Annotated in this window: 14 protein-coding genes and 2 tRNA genes; 7 read left to right on the forward strand and 9 right to left on the reverse strand. The window is 43.0% G+C overall.

The features are described 5' to 3' along the window. Positions 1-70: 70 nt before the first annotated feature. From L6421_RS11025 to L6421_RS11055, 7 genes are all read left to right on the forward strand, one after another. A tRNA-Phe gene (locus L6421_RS11025) sits at positions 71-146 on the forward strand. A 30-nt stretch (positions 147-176) separates the two neighbouring features. After that, positions 177-260: transfer RNA gene (locus L6421_RS11030), tRNA-Leu, on the forward strand. Between the two features lie 423 nt (positions 261-683). Then, positions 684-2,096 (forward strand): ATP-binding protein, encoded by a 1,413-nt coding sequence (locus L6421_RS11035; RefSeq protein ID WP_237261847.1) that lies wholly within the window; start codon positions 684-686, stop codon positions 2,094-2,096. A gap of 253 nt (positions 2,097-2,349) precedes the next feature. Continuing rightward, entirely contained in the window at positions 2,350-3,453 is a 1,104-nt protein-coding gene (locus tag L6421_RS11040; protein WP_237261848.1) for a polyamine ABC transporter substrate-binding protein, read from the forward strand. A 144-nt stretch (positions 3,454-3,597) separates the two neighbouring features. Beyond that, entirely contained in the window at positions 3,598-4,728 is a 1,131-nt protein-coding gene (locus tag L6421_RS11045; RefSeq protein ID WP_237261849.1) for an ABC transporter ATP-binding protein, read from the forward strand. A gap of 12 nt (positions 4,729-4,740) precedes the next feature. Next, positions 4,741-5,646: an ABC transporter permease gene (locus L6421_RS11050; RefSeq protein ID WP_237261850.1), complete on the forward strand. Its 906-nt coding sequence runs from the start codon at positions 4,741-4,743 to the stop codon at positions 5,644-5,646. After that, a complete protein-coding gene (locus L6421_RS11055) occupies positions 5,643-6,470 on the forward strand; it encodes an ABC transporter permease subunit (protein ID WP_237261851.1) in 828 nt (275 codons plus the stop codon). The genes L6421_RS11050 and L6421_RS11055 overlap by 4 nt, the downstream gene beginning before the upstream one ends. A 165-nt stretch (positions 6,471-6,635) precedes the next feature. Here the strand turns inward: L6421_RS11055 and L6421_RS11060 are convergent, their stop codons facing one another. The 9 genes from L6421_RS11060 to L6421_RS11105 all read right to left on the reverse strand — a co-directional run bounded on the left by L6421_RS11060 (position 6,636) and on the right by L6421_RS11105 (position 20,478). Further along, entirely contained in the window at positions 6,636-8,591 is a 1,956-nt protein-coding gene (locus tag L6421_RS11060; protein WP_237261852.1) for an alpha-amylase family glycosyl hydrolase, read from the reverse strand. A gap of 6 nt (positions 8,592-8,597) precedes the next feature. Next, a complete protein-coding gene (locus L6421_RS11540; RefSeq protein ID WP_311195283.1) occupies positions 8,598-10,349 on the reverse strand; it encodes a PfkB family carbohydrate kinase in 1,752 nt (583 codons plus the stop codon). Between the two features lie 2 nt (positions 10,350-10,351). Then, positions 10,352-12,577, reverse strand: coding sequence for an HAD family hydrolase (locus L6421_RS11075; RefSeq protein WP_237261853.1), 2,226 nt, complete (start codon positions 12,575-12,577; stop codon positions 10,352-10,354). A gap of 198 nt (positions 12,578-12,775) precedes the next feature. Beyond that, the gene (pgl, locus tag L6421_RS11080) at positions 12,776-13,504 is read right to left on the reverse strand and encodes a 6-phosphogluconolactonase (RefSeq protein ID WP_237261854.1); all 729 of its coding nucleotides are present in this window, start codon (positions 13,502-13,504) and stop codon (positions 12,776-12,778) included. A gap of 15 nt (positions 13,505-13,519) precedes the next feature. After that, the gene (gene zwf / locus L6421_RS11085; protein WP_237264496.1) at positions 13,520-15,004 is read right to left on the reverse strand and encodes a glucose-6-phosphate dehydrogenase; all 1,485 of its coding nucleotides are present in this window, start codon (positions 15,002-15,004) and stop codon (positions 13,520-13,522) included. A 2-nt stretch (positions 15,005-15,006) separates the two neighbouring features. After that, positions 15,007-16,464: a decarboxylating NADP(+)-dependent phosphogluconate dehydrogenase gene (gnd, locus tag L6421_RS11090; RefSeq protein ID WP_237261855.1), complete on the reverse strand. Its 1,458-nt coding sequence runs from the start codon at positions 16,462-16,464 to the stop codon at positions 15,007-15,009. A gap of 80 nt (positions 16,465-16,544) precedes the next feature. After that, positions 16,545-18,302: a sugar phosphorylase gene (locus L6421_RS11095; RefSeq protein ID WP_237261856.1), complete on the reverse strand. Its 1,758-nt coding sequence runs from the start codon at positions 18,300-18,302 to the stop codon at positions 16,545-16,547. Between the two features lie 27 nt (positions 18,303-18,329). Then, positions 18,330-19,568 (reverse strand): glycosyltransferase family protein, encoded by a 1,239-nt coding sequence (locus L6421_RS11100; RefSeq protein ID WP_237261857.1) that lies wholly within the window; start codon positions 19,566-19,568, stop codon positions 18,330-18,332. A gap of 43 nt (positions 19,569-19,611) precedes the next feature. After that, positions 19,612-20,478 (reverse strand): HAD-IIB family hydrolase, encoded by an 867-nt coding sequence (locus L6421_RS11105; RefSeq protein WP_237261858.1) that lies wholly within the window; start codon positions 20,476-20,478, stop codon positions 19,612-19,614. Between the last annotated feature and the right edge of the window lie 73 nt (positions 20,479-20,551).

A 20,551-nucleotide genomic window follows, 5' to 3' on the forward strand; every position in this document is an offset into this window, starting at 1 on the left:
ATCTCTTAATTTTTCAAAATAACATTTGACAGTCGCAAAACCCATCTATACAATACGCCCATTCTATTTTGGCCACATAGCTCAGTCGGTAGAGCAAGGGATTGAAAATCCCTGTGTCCCTGGTTCGATTCCAGGTGTGGCCACCATATTTTATAGGTTGTTTCGGCAACTTATTCGCGGGAGTGGTGGAATTGGTAGACACGCCAGATTTAGGTTCTGGTGCCTTTGGTGTGAGAGTTCGAGTCTCTCCTTCCGCACCAATTCAAAAACCTCGATTGATTCGTCAATCGGGGTTTTTTTATGCCTAAAATTTATTAAACCGAACATCATTCTCTGTGCACAAACACACTCTTTACAGGTATTTGCTTTTTTCACCTGCCATTTCTAAAACCATACCCCCATCACTTTCTACTTGACCTCACGCTTACTATGCAATTAAGCTTGAAGGTACGATTTTCCAGGATTTTTGTCTCAATTTTATTGGGCTTGCCATTTTTACGGTTCTAAAAGCCATAGACTAACTGGAGAAATAGGTTGCGTGGAGATAAAAACACACCGTTATCTAGTCAATAACCCGTGGCAATATTTTGGTAACTATCAAGCTATACACTCGAGAGCAAAAACCGTGAATAACACTGACCTTAAAACAAATTCGGTAAGAATAAAACGAATCGAAATACACCATGCATAGATTGTTAAAAAGACAACTTACTCGTATATTCGGCAGAGATTTTGATATCAATACATTCTCTGATGAGCAAAAACAATTCATAGAAAAGGTCGATGAAACCTATGCTGAAAACGACTCCGAAAGGAAGTTTTTAGAAAACACCTTGGAAATCAACTCTACCGAACTAAATAGCGCCAATGCCGAAATTAAAAAACAAAATGACTCTTTGAACGAGTTGGTGGAGGAGCGCACCCAATCTTTAAGAGAAGCGCTCATAAAAGCTGAACAAGCGACCCTCGCCAAAAGCGATTTTTTAGCCAATATGAGCCATGAAATCCGTACCCCTCTAAACGGGATAACCGGAATGATTCATTTAACTTTGCAAACCCAGCTCAATGAGGTTCAAAAAGAGTATTTAGACAAGATTAATAGCTCTGCGGAACTCTTATTGGGCATTATTAACGACATCCTCGATTTTTCGAAAATTGAAGCGAATAAAGTCGAGCTTGAAGAGATCACTTTTGAAATCAAACAAGTGGTAGACAATGTCATTAACCTCACTCAATTGAAGGCTGAAGAAAAGGCCATTCTGTTCAAGATTGAAGTGGAGGATGCTGTTCCGGCACTGTTGAAAGGCGATCCTCTACGTATTGGACAGGTGCTGATCAATTTAACCAATAACGCAGTTAAATTCAGTCAATCGGGAGATAGTGTTGAGGTCAACATCTCCCTAAAAGAGCAAGAAGACAAGCAAATCACTTTACTTTGCTCAGTGAGAGATACCGGCATAGGAATGTCATCCGAGCAACAAGAAAAACTCTTCAAACCTTTCAGCCAAACCGATAGTTCAACCACACGCAAGTATGGCGGTACCGGACTTGGCCTGGCAATATCAAAACGTCTTATTGAGATGATGGAAGGTCAGATTTGGGTTGAGAGCCAAGAAGGCGTAGGAAGCACTTTTTACTTCAGCATTCCACTGCAAAAAGGCAAAAACGAGACACTTACACAACATCACGATTACAATGAATCTCAACTCGAAGAGGCGATTGCTCGCTTGAAAAACAAGAAAATACTGTTAGCGGAAGACAATCAAGTTAATCAACTGGTTGCGAAAAAACTACTCGCTCACTATGACATACAGGTAGTGATTGCCGAAAATGGTCAACAAGCACTTTTAGCTCTCGAAAAAGAAACGTTTGATGGCGTCCTTATGGACTGTATGATGCCCATTTTGGATGGCTATGAGACCACTCGACAAATACGTTTGCAAAAACAATATGCCTCCCTGCCGGTTATCGCCATGACGGCCAATGCCATGAAACATGATATAGAGAACGTCTTAGCATGCGGAATGAACGACCATATCGCTAAACCTGTCAATCCAAAAACCATGTTGATGACCATGGCAAAGTGGATCGGTTAACCTGTTGATAACGCCTTTTTGATAGACAGGGCTAACCCGCCGTTTTTGAAGCCAAAAACATCCTACTAACACGCCCCCTTTACATCCAGGTTTAGTCTCGAAATTTTTGCTGAAAATTGCATATTTTTTATTTGCTTTTTCGCAAAATCTCTATAAAGTTCGCTTTGCGGACCAGACAAAATGTAGCGTCCTTTTTTGTATCGATTTTGAGCAAATTCAAGATCTTTTTGTTCTTATCTGGAGAATAAAACCGATGAAAACCTGGCTTTCACCTATTAAAACATTAGTGGCTGTAGCCGCTCTTGGATGCGCATTAACGGCACAAGCGCAAGAAGAGCTACATATCTATAACTGGTCTGACTATATTGCAGAAGACACCATCAAAAACTTTGAGGCTAAAACCGGCATTAAAGTGGTTTACGATGTCTATGATTCCAACGAAGTGCTTGAGGCGAAATTACTTGCCGGTAAAAGTGGCTATGATTTGGTGTTCCCAACGGCACGCCCGTTTGTTGACCGCCATATCAAAGCCAATATCTATCAAAAACTGGATAAGACTAAGTTGACCAACTATGGCAATTTAGATGCGGAAATCCTCAGCTCACTTGCTGATATCGATAAAGGAAATGCCTATGCGGTGCCTTATATGTGGGGAACAACCGGGATTGGAATCAACGTTAAAAAAGTCAAAAAAATTCTAGGTGATGACTATCCGTTAGATACTTGGGCACTGCTTTTTGACCCTAAAGTTGTGGCTAAATTATCTAGTTGCGGAGTGTCGTTGATGGATGACGTTACCGAAGTGTTTGCCGCGGCACACGCTTATAAAGCGGAATCGACCAATGACTTCAGTAAAGCGTCCATTCAAAAAGCGGTGGATACGGTAATTGCCGTGCGTCCAAATATTCGTTACTTTCACTCATCGCAATACATTAACGATTTAGCCAATGGCGATACTTGTGTAGCACAAGGTTATTCAGGGGATATCTTGCAAGCTCGTGACCGTGCCGATGAAGCTAAAAATGGTGTAGAAATCGCCTATTTAGTACCCAAAGAAGGCGCGGTAGTATGGACCGATGTTATGGTGATTCCGGCTGACGCACCAAACCCTTCGGCTGCGCATAAATTCATCAACTACATTTTGGAGCCAGAAGTGATTGCGCCAATTTCCAACTATGTGGCTTATGCAAATGCGAACAGCAAGTCAACGGCGTTATTGGATGAAGAAATCCGTAATGATGCCGGTATCTATCCGCCAGCTGAAACCCGTGAAAAATTCATGGTATTGAAGAGCCCAACGGAAAAACAGTCACGTAATATGAACCGCGCTTGGACTCGTATCAAAACCGGTCAATAAGCCTTTTTATACAAACGGTAAGTGAGTTAAGTATTCACTTGCCGTTAATGAAAATGCACATCGCAATAACCTATTCATGGTGTTGTTCAATGAATAGGTTATTGCGATTTATTGTTTTAACACCCTGTGCTGCAAGGTAACCTTATGCTCGATTCGAATAAACCGTTTGCCCAAGTCAATAGTTCCGAAAGCGAACCGATTGTGCAAATTGAAAACCTGACGAAAACATATGGCGATGTCTACGCGGTGGACGATGTCAGTTTGAAGATTTATCAGGGTGAATTCTTCTCTTTATTAGGTTCTTCGGGCTGCGGAAAATCCACACTTTTAAGAATGTTGGCGGGGTTTGAGCAACCTACTGGCGGGCGAATCTTTCTGGATGGTCAAGATGTGACCGATCTGCCTCCCTACGAACGTCCGTTAAATATCATGTTGCAATCTTATGCGCTGTTTCCACACATGAGTGTAGAAGACAACATTGCTTTTGGCTTAAAGCAAGAAGGCATGCCTAAAGCGCAACGTGCTGAACGTGTCGCCGAGATGATGCATTTGGTGCAGATTGAAAAACTAGCCAAACGTAAACCGCATCAACTTTCTGGTGGGCAAAAACAGCGTGTGGCGCTCGCACGCTCCTTAGCCAAACACCCTAAAATCTTGTTACTGGATGAGCCGCTTGGTGCTTTGGATAAAAAACTGCGTGAACAAACCCAGTTTGAATTGGTCAATATTCAAGAGCGTTTAGGCATTACTTTCATCGTGGTCACCCATGACCAAGAAGAAGCCATGACCATGTCATCGCGTATTGCCTTGATGAATGAAGGCCGCGTCATGCAGGTGGACACCCCACGCCGCATGTACGAATATCCGTCTAGCCGTTATGCCGCCAGTTTTATTGGTCTTATCAATTTATTCACTGGCACTGTCATTTCGCAAGACGGCGACGATGTATTGATTGATTCCGAAGAAGCCGGTGGCCAGCTGCTGGTGCGCCATCCACAGCCTTTGGTGGCCGGCATGGATATCACCGTAGCCGTGCGGCCGGAAAAGGTCAGGATTGCACCTAAAATTGCATCGCAACCTAATCAACTGCAAGGCATCATCAAAGAGATCGCTTATTTGGGTGATGTGTCTATCTACCATGTGGACTTACCCAGCGGTAAACGAGTGCAATTCACCCAATCCAACATTCAAGCGTTGGCGGAACAACCGATTACCTGGGATGAGCAGGTTAACCTCACCTGGCAAGCCAACTCTTGCAGCATTTTAGTTGAATAGCGGTCTAAGCAAATGATTACCTGGATCAAACAAATCAACTGGGGAAAAACCGCCATTATCGGCACACCTTGGCTGTGGTTATCACTGTTTTTCTTGCTACCGTTTTTATTTATTCTAAAAATCAGCCTGTCCGAAGCGGCCTTGATGCAACCGCCTTACTTACCTTTTATTCGCGGTGTCGAAGACGGCTTGGTGACTATCGCCATCAATCTCAGCAACTACTCTCTGGTTTTTGAAGACCCTCTGTATGTTAATGCGCTCATCAACTCAATTGAGATTGCCGGAGTGTCGACCGTGCTTGCCTTGATTATCGGCTACCCCATGGCGTATGCCATCGCCAAAGCACCGCAACACTGGCGTTTACCGCTGTTGATGCTGATTATTTTGCCGTTTTGGACTTCGTTCCTGATTCGTGTCTATGCCTGGATTGGCATTCTCAAAAACAACGGCTTGATCAATAACTCCCTGATGTCTTTGGGTGTTATCGACCAACCTTTAGAGATTCTCTACACCCCAACCGCGGTTTATATCGGCATAGTTTATTCGTACTTACCGTTTGTGATATTACCGCTCTACGCCACCTTAATCCGCATGGATGACTCGCTTTTGGAAGCCGCTTCTGATTTAGGCTGTAAACCCTGGAAACAGTTTCTGACCATCACCCTACCGCTTTCCATGCCGGGAATTGTGGCTGGAGGTATGTTGGTGTTTATTCCGGTCATGGGCGAATTTGTCATACCCGACCTACTCGGAGGGCCTAACTCACTGATGCTCGGTAAACTGATGTGGACCGAATTCTTTAGCAACAAGGATTGGCCGGTGGCATCGGCTTTGGCCGCGGTATTATTATTGGTATTGATTGTACCGTTTGTACTTTGGCAACATTATGAACGCCGCCAGGAGGAAAACGCAGAATGAGAAAGAATCGCTTCCCTCTGCTGATGACCATACTGGTGTTTGGTTACGCGTTTTTATACGGGCCGATATTAAGCCTGATTATCTACTCATTCAACGAGAGTCGTTTAGTCACGGTTTGGGGTGGTTGGAGCACCAAATGGTATGGCGAACTGCTACAAAACCAAGCCATTTTAGACGCCGCCGCTTTAAGTTTGAAAATCGCCGCCATCAGCGCGACTTTTGCGGTCATCTTGGGCACTTTGGCGGCCTTGGCTTTGGTACGTTTCAAACGCTTTAAAGGTCGCTATCTGCTCGATATCATGGTCGCCGCCCCGCTAGTGATGCCGGAGGTCATTTTAGGACTCTCCCTGCTGCTGCTGTTTGTCGCCATGGAAGATGTATTGGGTTGGCCGGATGGTCGTGGACAAACCACAATTGTGATTGCCCACATGACCTTTGCCATGGCGTATGTCACGGTGGTGGTGCGCTCACGCATCGCCCATTTAGACCAAAGCTTGGAAGAGGCCGCCATGGATTTAGGCGCCAAACCCCTTAAAGTCTTTTTCAGCATCACCCTACCGATTATCGCCCCGGCCTTAATGGCAGGTTGGCTATTGGCCTTCACCTTATCTTTGGATGATTTAGTGGTCGCCAGTTTTGTCTCAGGCCCTGGCGCCACCACGCTGCCAATGGTGGTTTATTCAAGTGTACGTTTAGGCGTTAGCCCGCAAATCAATGCCTTAGCAACCTTAATCGTGGTATTGGTGACGATTGCAGTCGCCATTGCGGGTTATGTGATGTACCGACAAGAAAAGCTACGGCAATTAGAGATGAACAGCAAATAACTCAATGTTATTTGCTGTTTGAAAATTTTACCCTATTTATACAAAACATAGATGGCATAGGTTTTACCAGGCCTGGTAAAACCTATGGCAGAGCCTATATTTGTAAGCAAGGATAATTTGATTTTTGAGGGAAAATAGACAGCATCTTCTTTTAGACTTAAGCGTTTATATCTCACTCAGCCAGTAGAAACCAAAACCTGGAATAACTAATGAATTATTAAAAATTTCTGGTTTCTTGCGGCTTTGCAAGTCAAACAATTCGCCTTGATTGTAACTACCCCAGCTATTGACATCTTCTAAGTCTAACTTTTGTGGTTGATTGTTAAAGTTCGCAACCACCAACACCCGATCATTTGATTTTAGTGGGTTAAATCGACTAAAAACAAATAAATTTGGATTGCCAACATCCACCAATTCACGGTTATTGAAATCGGCAAATACATTGACCTCTTTACGAACCGAAATCATCTTCTTAATACCGTTAAATATTTCGTATTCGATAGTCCCTGTCGTATGACGTTGCTCTGTTTTTTCCCAATCGATACAAGGGCGATGCACCCAGCGGTTATCATCAACCTTATTGGGGTCATCCAGATAGGAGTCATCGTTCAAGGTACCGATTTCATCACCGTAATAGAGTAATGGAATACCACCAAAAGAGAGAATCATGCTGTTTAAAAGAAGTATTTGTTTAACCGCATTTTCTTGGGCTTCAATATCCCCTGAATCAACCGCATACTGTAAGCCAATCAATGAAGCGAGTGAGCCAGAAATGCGCGAATCGCCCGTTTTATTGTTCTCCGCAAATGGTAAGCCACGAGCGTGAGAACCTTGGTAACGCCCAGTTAAATAATCAATTAAAAAGCGGCGGTGTGAGAGTGGTTCATATCCGGCTTGAAGAATATCTTTATCATCAAACCCTAAACCAATATCATCATGACAGCGAATGTAGTTTAACCAGGTTGCACGCTCTAACTTACTTGGTAAGCTTTTAATACCTTGGGTTAATAGTTTGGCATTTTTAGTGGCCACGGCATCCCACAGTAAGGCCATATAAGTGGCGTTATAGGCAATCTCACACTCTTTGGCAATAACGGCGTCTTCACCAAAATATTTGGTTACTTCTGAGGGTGCCACTATGGCCTCGGCAATAAACAGAACCCCTGGAGCCACCACCTGGCAACAGTCTTTAAGCAATTGTAGGATTAAGTGAGCTTCATGTTCATTTTGACAAGTACTGCCAAGTTTTTTCCAAAGAAAGGCAACCGCATCTAAACGTAAGATATCGGCACCTTGGTTAGCCCAGTAAAGAATCACATCAAGCATTTCAATAAAAACAGATGGATTGCTGTAATTTAAATCCCACTGGTAGTTATTAAATACCGTCATAACCCAACGCTGCATTTTTTCATCCCAGGTAAAGTTACCTGGTGCGGTTACTGGAAACACCTCCAACATACTTTGCTCAAACATGTCTGGAATATTACGACTCTCAAAAGTGTAATAGTAATCGCGATAAACCGGATCACCGGCACGGGCTTTTTCTGCCCATTCGTGTTCATCTGATGTGTGGTTTAAAACCACATCTAACGCCAGTAACATATCGCGTTCACGCATATCTCCAGAGAGATTTTTTAAATCTTCTAAAGAACCAACGCGATCATCAATTTCCCTAAAATCACTTACCGCATAACCACCATCACTCTGACCTTCTGGGCATTTCATAATCGGCATAATATGCACAAGATTAACACCTAGCTCTTGCAGGTAACTTAAATGCCCTTGCATGTCATTTAAGTCTTTAGCAAAGCCATTAGCATACAGAGCCATGCCTACCCATTTTTGGTTTAAAAACCAGTTGTAATCTCTTTCTCGCTCAATGTCTTGCTGTTTTAACTCATCGGAACGTTTGATGTATTTGCGAGCCATGGTTTCAACTAGCTTTAAAGCCTGTTGGTCAAAGTCTGGACGATTACCGTACAACTTAGAAAATAAACCGTGAATCGCATAAAAATTTGCACCTAAGCGAGTATAAAAATGGCGTAAATCTTTTTGATAGATATCAGGTTTGATTTGATTAAGGATATCGTTCAACAATGAATGGGAGATTTCTTCGTACATAGGCTCTTAACTAGTTTGTATTGAATCAGCGAGTAGCGACTGATAAAAGGATTTATTATTGGGTGTGGCACCACGAATGCCAATGATTTTGCTAGCGAGCGACTGTGCTGTAGCGAGTGTTTGTTGAGTTGACCAGTTTTTTATTAAACCATGCATATACACTGCGGTAAAGGCATCACCCGCACCCACCGTATCAATAAATTGATTAATTTTGTCTGGAGTTTCTTTAAAAAAACCGTCTGCTGTCAAAACGGTAACGCCTTGAGCACCTTGAGTAACAATCACCTGCTCATTACCAAATTCCATTTGAAATGCTTTGATTGCGGTTTCAAGGTTGGATTGCACAAATCCTAATTCACGCAATTCATCAATATTCAGTTTGACCCATTTTGCCTGTTTGATCCATTGAATTAGGCTGTGTTTATCCCACCAAGGTGCTCTTAAATTCACATCCAGAAAAATATCCCAATCGCCAGAATCAACCAATTTTTGAAACTGTTTTTTTGCTGCATCCGTTCGTAACGCAAGCGACCCATGATAGAGAATACCTTTTGGATTTGGTAACGACGTTTCAGCTTGATTGATGAAATCGTAAGCACTGTTAATTTTAATATCGTAGTGCGGCTCATCCTCAATAAATGTCACTTGCACCTGGCCTGTTGGATGCTGTTCATCAACTTGTATATTGTCTGTAGAAATCCCCCAATCTATGGCTTGTTGAATAATCTTTTTACCAAGAACATCATCACCCACTCGTGAAATAAAAATAGGGTTATCACCCAAAGCCTGCAGATGCCAACAGATATTAAAAGGGGCTCCGCCCAGAACTTGCATCTCTTGACCTTGCTGACTAAAGCAGTCAAAGAGAACTTCACCAAATAAGGTAATTTGTGTTTCAGCCGATTGGCTAACATTATGAATTAGTTGGGTAAATTCTGGCAGGTAATGCATAACGCCTTGCAACACACCTGAGCTGTAGTTTCCGTTATTATGGCTAGTATTAATGGCTTGATAAAACTGTTGTTCAGTGCCACGTTGTTTTACCAATTCTAACGCTTGTTGTTTTAGCTCAGCCGTGGCATTGGCGACCAAAACCGATTGAATTGGGCTGATTAATACTTCAAGGTCATTGCCACTATCACCTGCAAACACCACTTTTTGGGCGGCATAGCCTAAATAATGCTGTAAAAATTCTATAGCGTGAAGTTTATTGGCTTTGGGTGGCAAAATATCAAGTAAACCGGTATGACTGGTTTCATCAATACTCCAAATTAAATTGGTTTGGATATTTAACGGGGCAAGTTGTTTTTTAACTTGAGTTAAACAGGCTTGTTCATCGAGTTTTTTAAGGTCAATATAAAAACTGATTTTATGTGAGTTCTGCTTTTCAAACTCTTGTAGTGACAGGCCTGGTATTGAACTAAGCAAATCATAAATTTGTTTTGGTTCAACCTTTAAGTCGCTGTTTTGCCAATCTTGATCAATCTCTTTTTCCCACGCAGTTATGGGGTGCCATTGATGGTTTTGGTAATGGTAAATTCGAGTACCGACATCGGTAATGGCATAGTCTGCTTGCGGCAATTGATATTCCCTAACCGCTTGTTGCATTAATGCCAAATGACGGCCTGTCACATAAACTAAATTTACCGTTGGCAAATCACAAAAGTGGGTAAACGTCTTACGGGCATCAACGGCTTCTGTTTGCATGCCATTGGGAATAACCGTACGGTCCATATCCGTACAAAGTAGCAATTTCACCACTAAACCTCCTCGTTTTCTGGGGAGTCATTTTCTAGAGAGTGATTTTTTTCGGTTTCAGCATTTGATTTGGCTGCTGTTTGTAAATCTGGAGGGCAACATTTACCAAAAAAATCAAAGTGTTCAATAGCTTCTAAAATACCCTCTTCATAACTTTTCTTGGCGTAGTAAATTTTCTCGAGTTCTGGAAGATGCGAAAGCTCTTCTTTGTGACGGTTGGCGACCACCACAGCAAGAGTGTTACCGCGCATCATATTCTCATCTGCACCAGAACCTCCTATCACCAAGATATTTTCTAATGGTATTTGCCAACGGTCTGCCACATAGCGTAAGGCCATGCCTTTAGAGGCTCGCATAGGCAATATATCTAGGTATTTATCAAATGAGAGCTGAGTATTTGCGGACTCATCTTCTTGGTGAAGAATACCGTTAATATGATCAAGATCGGTTACATCCTCATTAAGGTAATAACTGATTTTAAACGGCGATTGTTCTGATTTTGGCTGCAAAGATAAACCCGGGTGGCCGTCTAAAAGGTCTTTAATTTTATGCCTCACCCAATGAAAATCGATGTGTTTTGTCCAATACTTATCTTTATTGAGTTTAGGGGCATAGTAAATTTCGGTTCCCGAGCTGGTAATTAAGGTATCGGGTTCTGGAAGCTTGTAATGTTTGAGTAAACGCAGAGCCGAATCCATTCTTCTGTTGGTTGCTACAATAAATAAGGTGGATTTACGATGCTCTTTCAACAACGCAATGAGCTTACTTAAGGCCTCTGGATTACCTATCAAGTTATGGTCAAGACTGGTTACTAAAGCACGGTCTCGATACATGGCCGAACGTCTTGAAATTGGCGTTCTAGGTAATCGCTCTGATTTTTCAACAATTGGGGTGATTAACTTTAAATAGGTTTCTGCATGGGCTTTCCATGCGTAGTGTTGTTTTACCCCTCTCAAGCCGTGTTCAATCATTTTATTTTTCATTTCAGGCTGATTAAACATATCAAGTAATGCCTGGGTAATCGTTTGCGGCTCTAATGGATCGATGAGAATGCCGTTTTGACAGTTTTCAATAATATCTCTTGGTCCACCATCTTCAGTTGCCACAATGGGTAATCCTGATGCTGATGCCTCAATTAAGGTTAATCCAAACGGTTCAGTTAAAGCCGGGTTAACAAAAACGCCGCCTGATGCGGCCGCAATGCGATAAATAAATGCCACGTCATTACGACAATGATGTTTGGGCAAAGAGACCTTGCCATACAAATCATAACGGTCAATCATTGCCCAGATTTCATGAAACACTTCTTGTGCTCCAGATTCTAAATCATCCACATCATCTCGATTACCCGCAATAATCAATAAATTGGCTTTTTCTTGAAGCTCGGGTGATTGACCGTAAGCCTCGATTAACGCAGAAATATTTTTACGCGGGTCAGGTCTAGAAAGGGCAAGAATAATTGGTTTATTTGTATCTGTTAGAGAATAAGTTAACTGTTGATAAAGCTCTGAACTAAGCTCGTCGCCACGTGGTGGCTGAAATTGATTTAGATTGGTTCCTGGAGGAATAACTCGCATTTGCTCAGGCTGATAAAAATCATATATTTCATACTGCTCTTCAATTTCTTGATGGGTACTGGTAATGACTCTTTCTGCTGTCGCCAAAACATGCTCTTCGGCGTTAATACGCCTAGACATGTTGTACTGACTTTCAATCTCTTCGCTAGACACACCGTTGGCAAACAGCCTTGCTCGTTTTACACGACCTAACGAATGACCAGTATGAATAAGGGGAATGGATAATTGATTGGCTAACTGACTACCCACATAACCGGCATCGGCATAATGGCTGTGGATAATGTCTGGGTAATGTTCCTGATTGCGAAAATATTCCATCATATCATCGGCAAAGATATCAAGATAATCCCACAACTGCTCTTTAAAAACATACCCTTCTGGGCCCGCTTCCATTCTAACAATAGACAGTTTATCGTTTATCTTTTCTATTGGTTGCGCATATTCAGGGTCAATCGAGTCATCTTTAACTAATCGGGTAAAAAGCTCGACTTTAGCAACTTCTGGTCTTTCTGATAAGGCCTGTGCGAGTTCAAGAACATAGAGGGTTTGGCCACCTGTATCCGCATCCCTTCCTAACTCCAGGTTATTTCCACGGATAAGACCGTGAACACTAATCAGGACGATATACACATCAGTTTGTTCTTCGTTCATACTCTTTCACTTTATTGACTATTCTTGTTGGCTTAGAAATCAATTTTGTTAAAAGGCTAATTGAGTTTTTCACTCTCTCATTTATAACATACTCTAAAAGAGGAATCTTAGATTTAATAAATACTTAAGTTGTGGTTAAGGTACCAAATTGAAAATTTAAAACCAAAATTAAATCGCTGAATTTCTATTATCTAGAACTTAGATTGGCAAAGCCTCTTGGCTAATATATACCTTGGTTTGTTTACCTTTAACTTTTTGAATTGGGAGTTCAGCCCCTTCTGTTAACCATAGCTGTACGGCTTCACGTTTACCATCCCCTGTAATTAACTTAATGACTAAATCACATTTATTAAAAGCAAAGTAACTTAAACTCACTCTTTGAGAAGGCGGCTTAGGGGAGTTATTTTCGATAATAATGAGAGATGGTTGATTATGAACCTGTTCCGTAAACACCTCTTGAACACTTTCACAGTCCTTGTGCCCTGGAAACAAACTTGCGGTATGCCCATCTTCACCCATGCCCAATAAACAGACATCAAAATGATCAACAGATGCAATTAATTTTGCATAGGCTTTAGCAGATTTTTGAGCGCCTGCCTCGGTATTAATAAAGTGAATATTTTTGACGGGTATAAGATTGTTCTTCAACCAGTGGTTGAGTAGCGCTTGAGAGTTACGTTCGGGATGATTAAATGGCAATACCCGTTCATCTCCCATATAGATATGCCAATATTGCCAGTCGGCTTGCGCCTGACTGAGCAGTTGATAACACCGATTTGGGGTTGAGCCGCCAGCGGTCACAAAATGAAACGCTCCTTTTTGTTGAATCGCTTGCTGGGCGATTTGCAAAATTTCCGACGTTAGCTTTTGAGCGAGTTGCTCGGCCTCATCAAACACAAGCCAATTCTCAGGTAAAGTATTCGCCATCGGCCTCACCTCAACTTACTCTTTACAGTGCTGGTTGATATAGGTTCGCCAGTATTGATCACTATGATCAAACAGTTTTTGCGAACCTTCCGGCCCCCAACTGCCTGATGGATAGGTATCAATAAAGTCGGTTTGACTGGCCCATTCGGTCAATACAGGATCCACCACATCCCAGGCCGCTTTGACTTCGTCAAAACGCAAGAACAGTGAACGGTCGCCTTTGATGACATCCAGTAACAGTTCTTCATAGGCATCGATTTTAGAGTTTTCATCGTATTTCATCGCCGCATCCAAACTGATTTGCTCGGTGTTAATCTCCAGGCCTGGTTGTTTGGCAATCATCTCGATTTTAATCGACTCATTTGGCTGAATCCCAAAGATAATCCAATTAGGTTCCATCTTTTTAACCTGGGAATCTCTAAAGAACTGCTTGGGAGGGTGTTTAAAACAGATGGACACCAAGGTCTTGGACTGCTTCATATTCTTACCAGTTTGAATATAAAACGGCACACCTTCCCAACGCCAGTTGTCGATATACAACTTTAAAGCCGCATAGGTTTCGGTTACCGAGTCTTTGGCCACCCCCGGTTCATCCAAATAACTATGCATGGCATTACCATGAATAAAGCCATCGGTATATTGCGCTCGATATGCTTGACCCTTGACCTGTTTCTTTTGAATAGGACGTATCGACTTAAGTAGCTTGACCTTTTCATCACGCAGCGATTCGGCATCCATTGAAGCCGGAGGTTCCATGGCCACCAGAGCCAATAACTGCAATAGGTGGCTTTGAATCATATCGCGCAAGGCACCGCTGTGGTCATAATAACCCGCTCGCGTACCGACACACTTATCTTCGGCATGGGTGATTTGAATATGGTCGATGGTATTGCGGTTCCACAACGGCTCCATCAAGGCATTGGCAAAACGGAACACCATTACGTTCTGCACCATGCCTTTTCCAAGGTAGTGGTCAATACGGTAAGTTTGCTCTTCCGATAACGCCTTACTGATTTTATTTTGCAACGCCTTGGCACTTTCCACATCGTAACCGAATGGTTTCTCTAAAACGACTCTACGCCAGCCTTTGATCTCATCCAGTAAACCATGCTCTTTTAATTGGCTGGTGACCCCCCCGAACAGGTCGGGGCCTAATGACAGATAAAAGGCGATATTTGGCGAGTATTTTGGGTTGGTCAAGGTTTCGGCCAGCATGGTGTAGGCTTCCGGCTCGGAAATATCCATTTGCACATAGTCCATGCGTTCCGCAAAGGCGTCAAACACCTTATGGTCAATCCCGCCACGCGCGATGGGCTCAATATATTTTTGCACCTCTTTTTGCCAATCGGCCTGTTGCCATTCGCGGCGACCGATTGCGACTATTCGCATGCCTTTCGGTAAACGACCTACCGCTTCCAAATGGTAAAACGCGGGCATTAATTTGGTCAGAGATAAGTTCCCCGTCGCCCCAAAAACCACGTATGTATTGGCTTCAACCATCATTAAACCTCGTAAGTCGTTGAGCTGACATTCCCACCCGACTGAATCCAATCGGTGTGGAAAAACTCTCCACGTGGAGCATCAACACGTTCATAGGTGTGCGCGCCAAAGTAATCACGCTGCGCTTGCAATAAGTTTGCCGGCACTACCGCACTGCGATAGCCGTCAAAGAACGCCAATGCCGAACTTAAGGTAGGCGTAGGAATCTGCTGTTCAATACCAAACACCACCGCTTTACGCCAATGGTGCTCAGCACCTTTAATGGCTTTTTCAAAGAATGGAGCTTGTAATAAATTCGCCAGGTTGGGTTCCGTTTGATAGGCCTGTTTAATCTCTTCTAGGAAACGGCTGCGGATAATACAACCGCCGCGCCACATCAATGCGATTCCGCCATAATTCAAGTCCCAGCTGTAGGCTTTGGCCGCTTCGGCCATCAACATATAACCTTGCGCGTAAGAGATGATTTTTGAGGCATAAAGAGCATCGTGAATCGAAGCGATAATCGCTTGTTTCTCGTCATCCGAATAGGTCTTTGCTTGCGCAGTACGAGGATAGATTTTTGAAGCCTGCACACGCTCAGATTTTAACGCCGACAAACAACGGGCATACACCGATTCGGTAATCAAGGTCACAGGAATCCCCAGCTCTAATGAACTGATTCCAGTCCACTTGCCAGTGCCTTTCTGGCCAGCCGCATCTAAAATCTTATCGACCAGCGGTTCACCGTCACTGTCTTTGAAGGTTAGGATTTCTGCAGTGATTTCAATCAAATAAGAGTCCAACACACCTTTATTCCATTCGGCAAACACCGCTTGGCATTCATCGGCACTCATGCCCAAGCCTTCACGCATCAGCTGATAGGCTTCTGAAATCAACTGCATATCGCCGTATTCGATACCGTTGTGTACCATTTTCACATAGTGGCCCGCACCGTCATCACCTACCCAGTCACAACACGCCTCTTCACCGGATTTAGCGGCAATCGATTGAAAAATCGGTTTGACACTTTCCCAGGCCTGCTTGTTGCCGCCCGGCATAATCGAAGGACCAAAACGCGCCCCCTCTTCTCCCCCGGAAACCCCGGTACCAATAAAGAGGATGCCTTTCTCGGCAAGCGCCTTGGTTCTACGGTTTGAATCGGTGTATAAAGAATTACCGCCATCAATAATAATATCGCCCTCATCCAGCAATGGTACAAGCTGCTCAATAAAGCTGTCGACCACCTCACCCGCTTTGACCATCAACATGACTTTACGCGGCGCGGCTAAGGAATCGACCAACTCTTGTAATGAATAAGCGGCACTGATTGGAAAACCAGCTGCTCGATTTTCGATGAATTCATTGGTTTTTTGTTCTGAGCGGTTATACACACATACATGAAAACCATGCTCCGCCATATTCAAAACCAAGTTTTGACCCATAACAGCAAGTCCGATTAAACCAATATCTGCAGCTGACATATGCGATTCCTTATTTCATTCTTTATCAATGAAGTTGATTGTTATTTAAAATTCTTAAAAAGAGGTGGATGGTTTTTGCTTTACCAGCGGTTAGTAATCCATACCGTTTGATATGGCGCCAACTCAATCTCTCCATAGAGATCGGTAATCATTTCATCGGTAATAATCTCTTTCCACTCGTCCATATCAATCAAGTTTAGCTGAGCCAAATTTAATATTTGTGATTGATTCGTGACATTATTCACCACAAAGATACTCTGATGACGCATCAAACTCTGACGCCAAAACCCGAACAAAGCATCATCCAAATGCAAGGTAAATTGTGTGGCATTAGGGTGAAATGCGGCATGTTGTTTACGCAACGCGATTAAGCGGTTTAAACCGTTTAACACAGCGTAATGCTTGGAACGGCTATCTTCTAATAAGGCAGTTAATTCACTCTCTTGCCATTGGTGACGGTTGATATCACGATTATGCTCTGTTTTTGCCAAACTGTCATAATCATTTTCAGTTGCAAAGAAAGAATGTATATAAATCGCCGGCACGCCCTCTAATGCAATGGCAATCGCATGGGCGCATAACATGCGGGCCACCTGATACTCATCCTCACCCTCACACGTTCCTTTAAAAGCATCAATCAAGGCGATATTAATCTCATAAGGATGCTTTTCACCGTTTAAACCGGTTCGCCAAGAGACTTTTGCTCCAAAGGATTGTAAGGCATAAATCATGTTTTGAAGTTCTTCTGGATCAAGAATCCCCTCTGCCGGACGCACACCAATGCCATCATGGCTGGCAATGAAGTTCAAAAAGGTGGTTCCCATCTGCGCCGGCGGCATCGACATCAACCAGGTCTTTAAGTGTTTGGCTGATCCGGTCAACAGCGAATTAATCAACAACGGCGGTAAAGAGAAGTTGTAAACCATATGCGCTTCGTTAGCGTTACCAAAATAGGTGAGGTTCTCACGTTTGGGTACATTGGTTTCGGTGATGATAATGGCATCGGCCAAACGATATTCAATCAAGGCTCGCATCAACTGAATCGCTTGATGGGTTTCTGGCAAATGCATACAACTGGTGCCGATAATTTTCCACAAGAAGCCAATCGCATCCAATCGGAAAATACTCGCGCCTTTATCGATATACATCGAAATCAGACGCATCACTTCTAGAAACACCTCTGGATTGGAAAAATTTAAATCGATTTGATCGTGGCTGAAGGTACACCAAACGTATTTCTCGCCCCCTGGAGTCATGGTCGGTCTTAACAATGGCGTAGTTCTTGGCCGAACGACTTGCGATAAATCGTCTTCTAAACTGGCCTGCACAAAATAGTTTTGGTATTTAGGGTCACCCGCCATAAAGCCCTTAAACCAGGCATGCTCACTTGAACAGTGGTTAATCACCAAATCCGCCATAATTCGATATGAGTGGCTGATTTCAGTAACTTCATCCCAGGTGCCTAAACTTGGATTGATGATTTCATAATCGGAAACCGCAAAACCACCATCCGAGGTGTAAGGGTAATAAGGCAGAATATGCACCATCGAGAGACTCTCTTTTAAAAACCGATCCAACGTTTTCTTGAGTGTTGTTAACGGCTTTTCGCCGTCAGTGACGATGGAATCACCATAAGTAATGACCATCACATCCTGCTCATTCCAATGCGATTGATGGGATAACGGCATCTCACAATGACTTTTATCAATGCCGGTCTTTTCTATGAATTGCTGTGCCAGTTCAAGCGTGTCCTCATCAGGATACAGAGATTGAATTAACGGCGATATGCGCTCAATTAACGCATCGTAAGCTTGCTGGCTGGCTTGCACTGTTTTCATAATGAAGACCTCTGATATCTATTTTTTCTATTTGGCTTTGTACTCTTCCATATCGGCAGCGACGGCATCGGTAATTTCTTGCATGATTTCTGGAAATGCCGAAGACACTCGGTTCCAAGAAGGAATGAAAGGCGTTTCCATCGGCGCGTCTAAAAAGTGATTACCCGCTTTAATGATGTTTTCAGCAAACATTTCTACCGCAATTTCCTCTTTATGCACATCCAGTTTTAAGCCATTCATAATGGCATCATTACGGTAAGACTCGATCAAGTCTAAGGCAATACGGTAATAAGTTGCCTTCAGGGTTCTAAAGCCCTCTTGAGTGAAGGTTACTCCCTCGGCGGCCAACTTACGGAAAAACGCCTTGCTGATATCAATCGACATTTTAGAAAGCCCTTTTTGTGCATCATCGGCCGATAAATCCTGGTGTTTATGGTCGTAAATATCGGCAATATCCACCTGACAAATTCGATTAGAACTGATGTTTCTTTTCATCTCCGACAACACACCAATCTCCAATCCCCAGTCAGAAGGAATTCGTAAATCGGAAATCACCCCGGTTCTAAACGCAAACTCGCCTGCCAACGGATAACGATAAGAGTCGATATGACTGAGATACTCATCGGCACGTTCATTTTGTTCACCTGCGGTTTTCTGCAATGCTCTGATCAATGGCGTGACCAATAAACGGGTCACACGGCCGTTCATGGTCTGGTTGGCAATTCGGGTATAAAACCCTTTGGCAAACGCATAGTTAAACTGCGGATTGGCCACAGGATAAATCAACCTCGCCAATAACGAGCGGTCATAGGTGACGATATCGCAATCGTGTAATGCAACCGACTCGACCTTATCCGAACCCAATACATAACCGATCATATACCAGACATTCCGTCCCTTACCCGGCGCTTCTGGAGCGATCCCTTCTTCTACCAGTTTTTTGTGAATCGCTTTCATTCTAGGGCCATCATTCCAGATGACTTTAACGTTTTGCGGCAATACAGAAAAGAACTCTAAAGCATGTCGATATTCCGCCTCATTGGCTCTATCCAACCCAACAACGATCTCCTCCAAATAAGGAACCGATTTTAACTCTTCAACGATTCTGCTTAATGCGGGGGTTTGCAGTTCGGAGTATAAACTTGGCAATATCAAACCTAATGGCCTGGTTTTACTGTATTTAAGTAAATCAGATTCCATATCCTCGATGGATCTGTCTACAAGATTATGTAAAGTTGTGATAATGCCGTTTTGATAAAAGTCCATAGTTACTCCTTCCCTGCTTTGGGAAATTTAAATTCTTGATTCCTTAATCTAACTCAAGCCAATCTAACACTGCTTGATTCCACCCTTTTGGGCCGTTCTCTTGCGTGACAAAAACCTTGTTATGTTTTACCAGTGGCGCAGGATTAACAGGAGAGGAAATGATGACCGGGTTATCACTCGCTTCCAGTAAGCTGATATCGTTATCACCATCTCCTAAAGCCATGGTTTCAATCTTGGATTGCCAGGCCTGCTGGTAATAGTCCTCCAAGACCTTGAGAGCTAAACCTTTATTGCTTAACCCCATCAAATGCACAAACCGTCCACCTTTAAGCACCTGTAAACCTTGCCGACTCATGGCACGTTTAAATTCGATTGACGCCTGTTCACTGTCTTTCCAAAGTAGCGGTTCTGAAAAGTTACGCTGTTTGGCTTTAAGTGCATTTTCAAAAGACAATCCGGTACACCCCATCACTTGTTGAGCGTCCATTTCAGAAAAACCAAGATAATCGATTCCATGCTGAGTTTTATAATCTCTAGCCAGTTGTAAAATTTGTGGCAATGAAACCAGGTTTAAACTCAAATACTGAAAACCATCCCCCCAATTTTCAATGTTTGCATGAGCCGACATTGAAGCGTTGTTTGATACCAGGCTTTTCAGCAACAAATCACAATCTAGCGACTCTTTTGACCAAAAAATACCCGCACCATTCTCAACAATAAAAGGATAGGGATTATTCAGCTCCGCTTTTAGCTCAACTACCTCTGCCGCCGTTTTACTGGTGGTTAAAATCCACGGTATTTGCTCAGAGTTCAACCTCTGCATCGCAGGCATGGCGGATGAATAATCGTAATCATGATGATTCAACAATGAGCCGTCTAGATCGGTAAACAGCAATTTCTTTAAACTCAACATTGACTCCTTGAAACCTGCATAGCGGCCATTAAAAAACATTGCACCGAAAACAAGCAAAAATCGGCTATTC

Origin of the sequence: Thiomicrorhabdus immobilis (assembly GCF_021654855.1) — a bacterium.
In the GTDB taxonomy this organism is placed as follows: Bacteria; Pseudomonadota; Gammaproteobacteria; order Thiomicrospirales; family Thiomicrospiraceae; genus Thiomicrorhabdus; species Thiomicrorhabdus immobilis.

Coding starts and splice junctions, on each gene's coding strand:
- L6421_RS11035 (WP_237261847.1), top strand. CDS start 684: ATGCATAGATTGTTAAAAAGACAACTTACTCGTATATTCGGCAGAGAT.
- L6421_RS11040 (WP_237261848.1), top strand. CDS start 2,350: ATGAAAACCTGGCTTTCACCTATTAAAACATTAGTGGCTGTAGCCGCT.
- L6421_RS11045 (WP_237261849.1), top strand. CDS start 3,598: ATGCTCGATTCGAATAAACCGTTTGCCCAAGTCAATAGTTCCGAAAGC.
- L6421_RS11050 (WP_237261850.1), top strand. CDS start 4,741: ATGATTACCTGGATCAAACAAATCAACTGGGGAAAAACCGCCATTATC.
- L6421_RS11055 (WP_237261851.1), top strand. CDS start 5,643: ATGAGAAAGAATCGCTTCCCTCTGCTGATGACCATACTGGTGTTTGGT.
- L6421_RS11060 (WP_237261852.1), bottom strand. CDS start 8,591: ATGTACGAAGAAATCTCCCATTCATTGTTGAACGATATCCTTAATCAA.
- L6421_RS11075 (WP_237261853.1), bottom strand. CDS start 12,577: ATGAACGAAGAACAAACTGATGTGTATATCGTCCTGATTAGTGTTCAC.
- pgl (WP_237261854.1), bottom strand. CDS start 13,504: ATGGCGAATACTTTACCTGAGAATTGGCTTGTGTTTGATGAGGCCGAG.
- zwf (WP_237264496.1), bottom strand. CDS start 15,004: ATGGTTGAAGCCAATACATACGTGGTTTTTGGGGCGACGGGGAACTTA.
- gnd (WP_237261855.1), bottom strand. CDS start 16,464: ATGTCAGCTGCAGATATTGGTTTAATCGGACTTGCTGTTATGGGTCAA.
- L6421_RS11095 (WP_237261856.1), bottom strand. CDS start 18,302: ATGAAAACAGTGCAAGCCAGCCAGCAAGCTTACGATGCGTTAATTGAG.
- L6421_RS11100 (WP_237261857.1), bottom strand. CDS start 19,568: ATGGACTTTTATCAAAACGGCATTATCACAACTTTACATAATCTTGTA.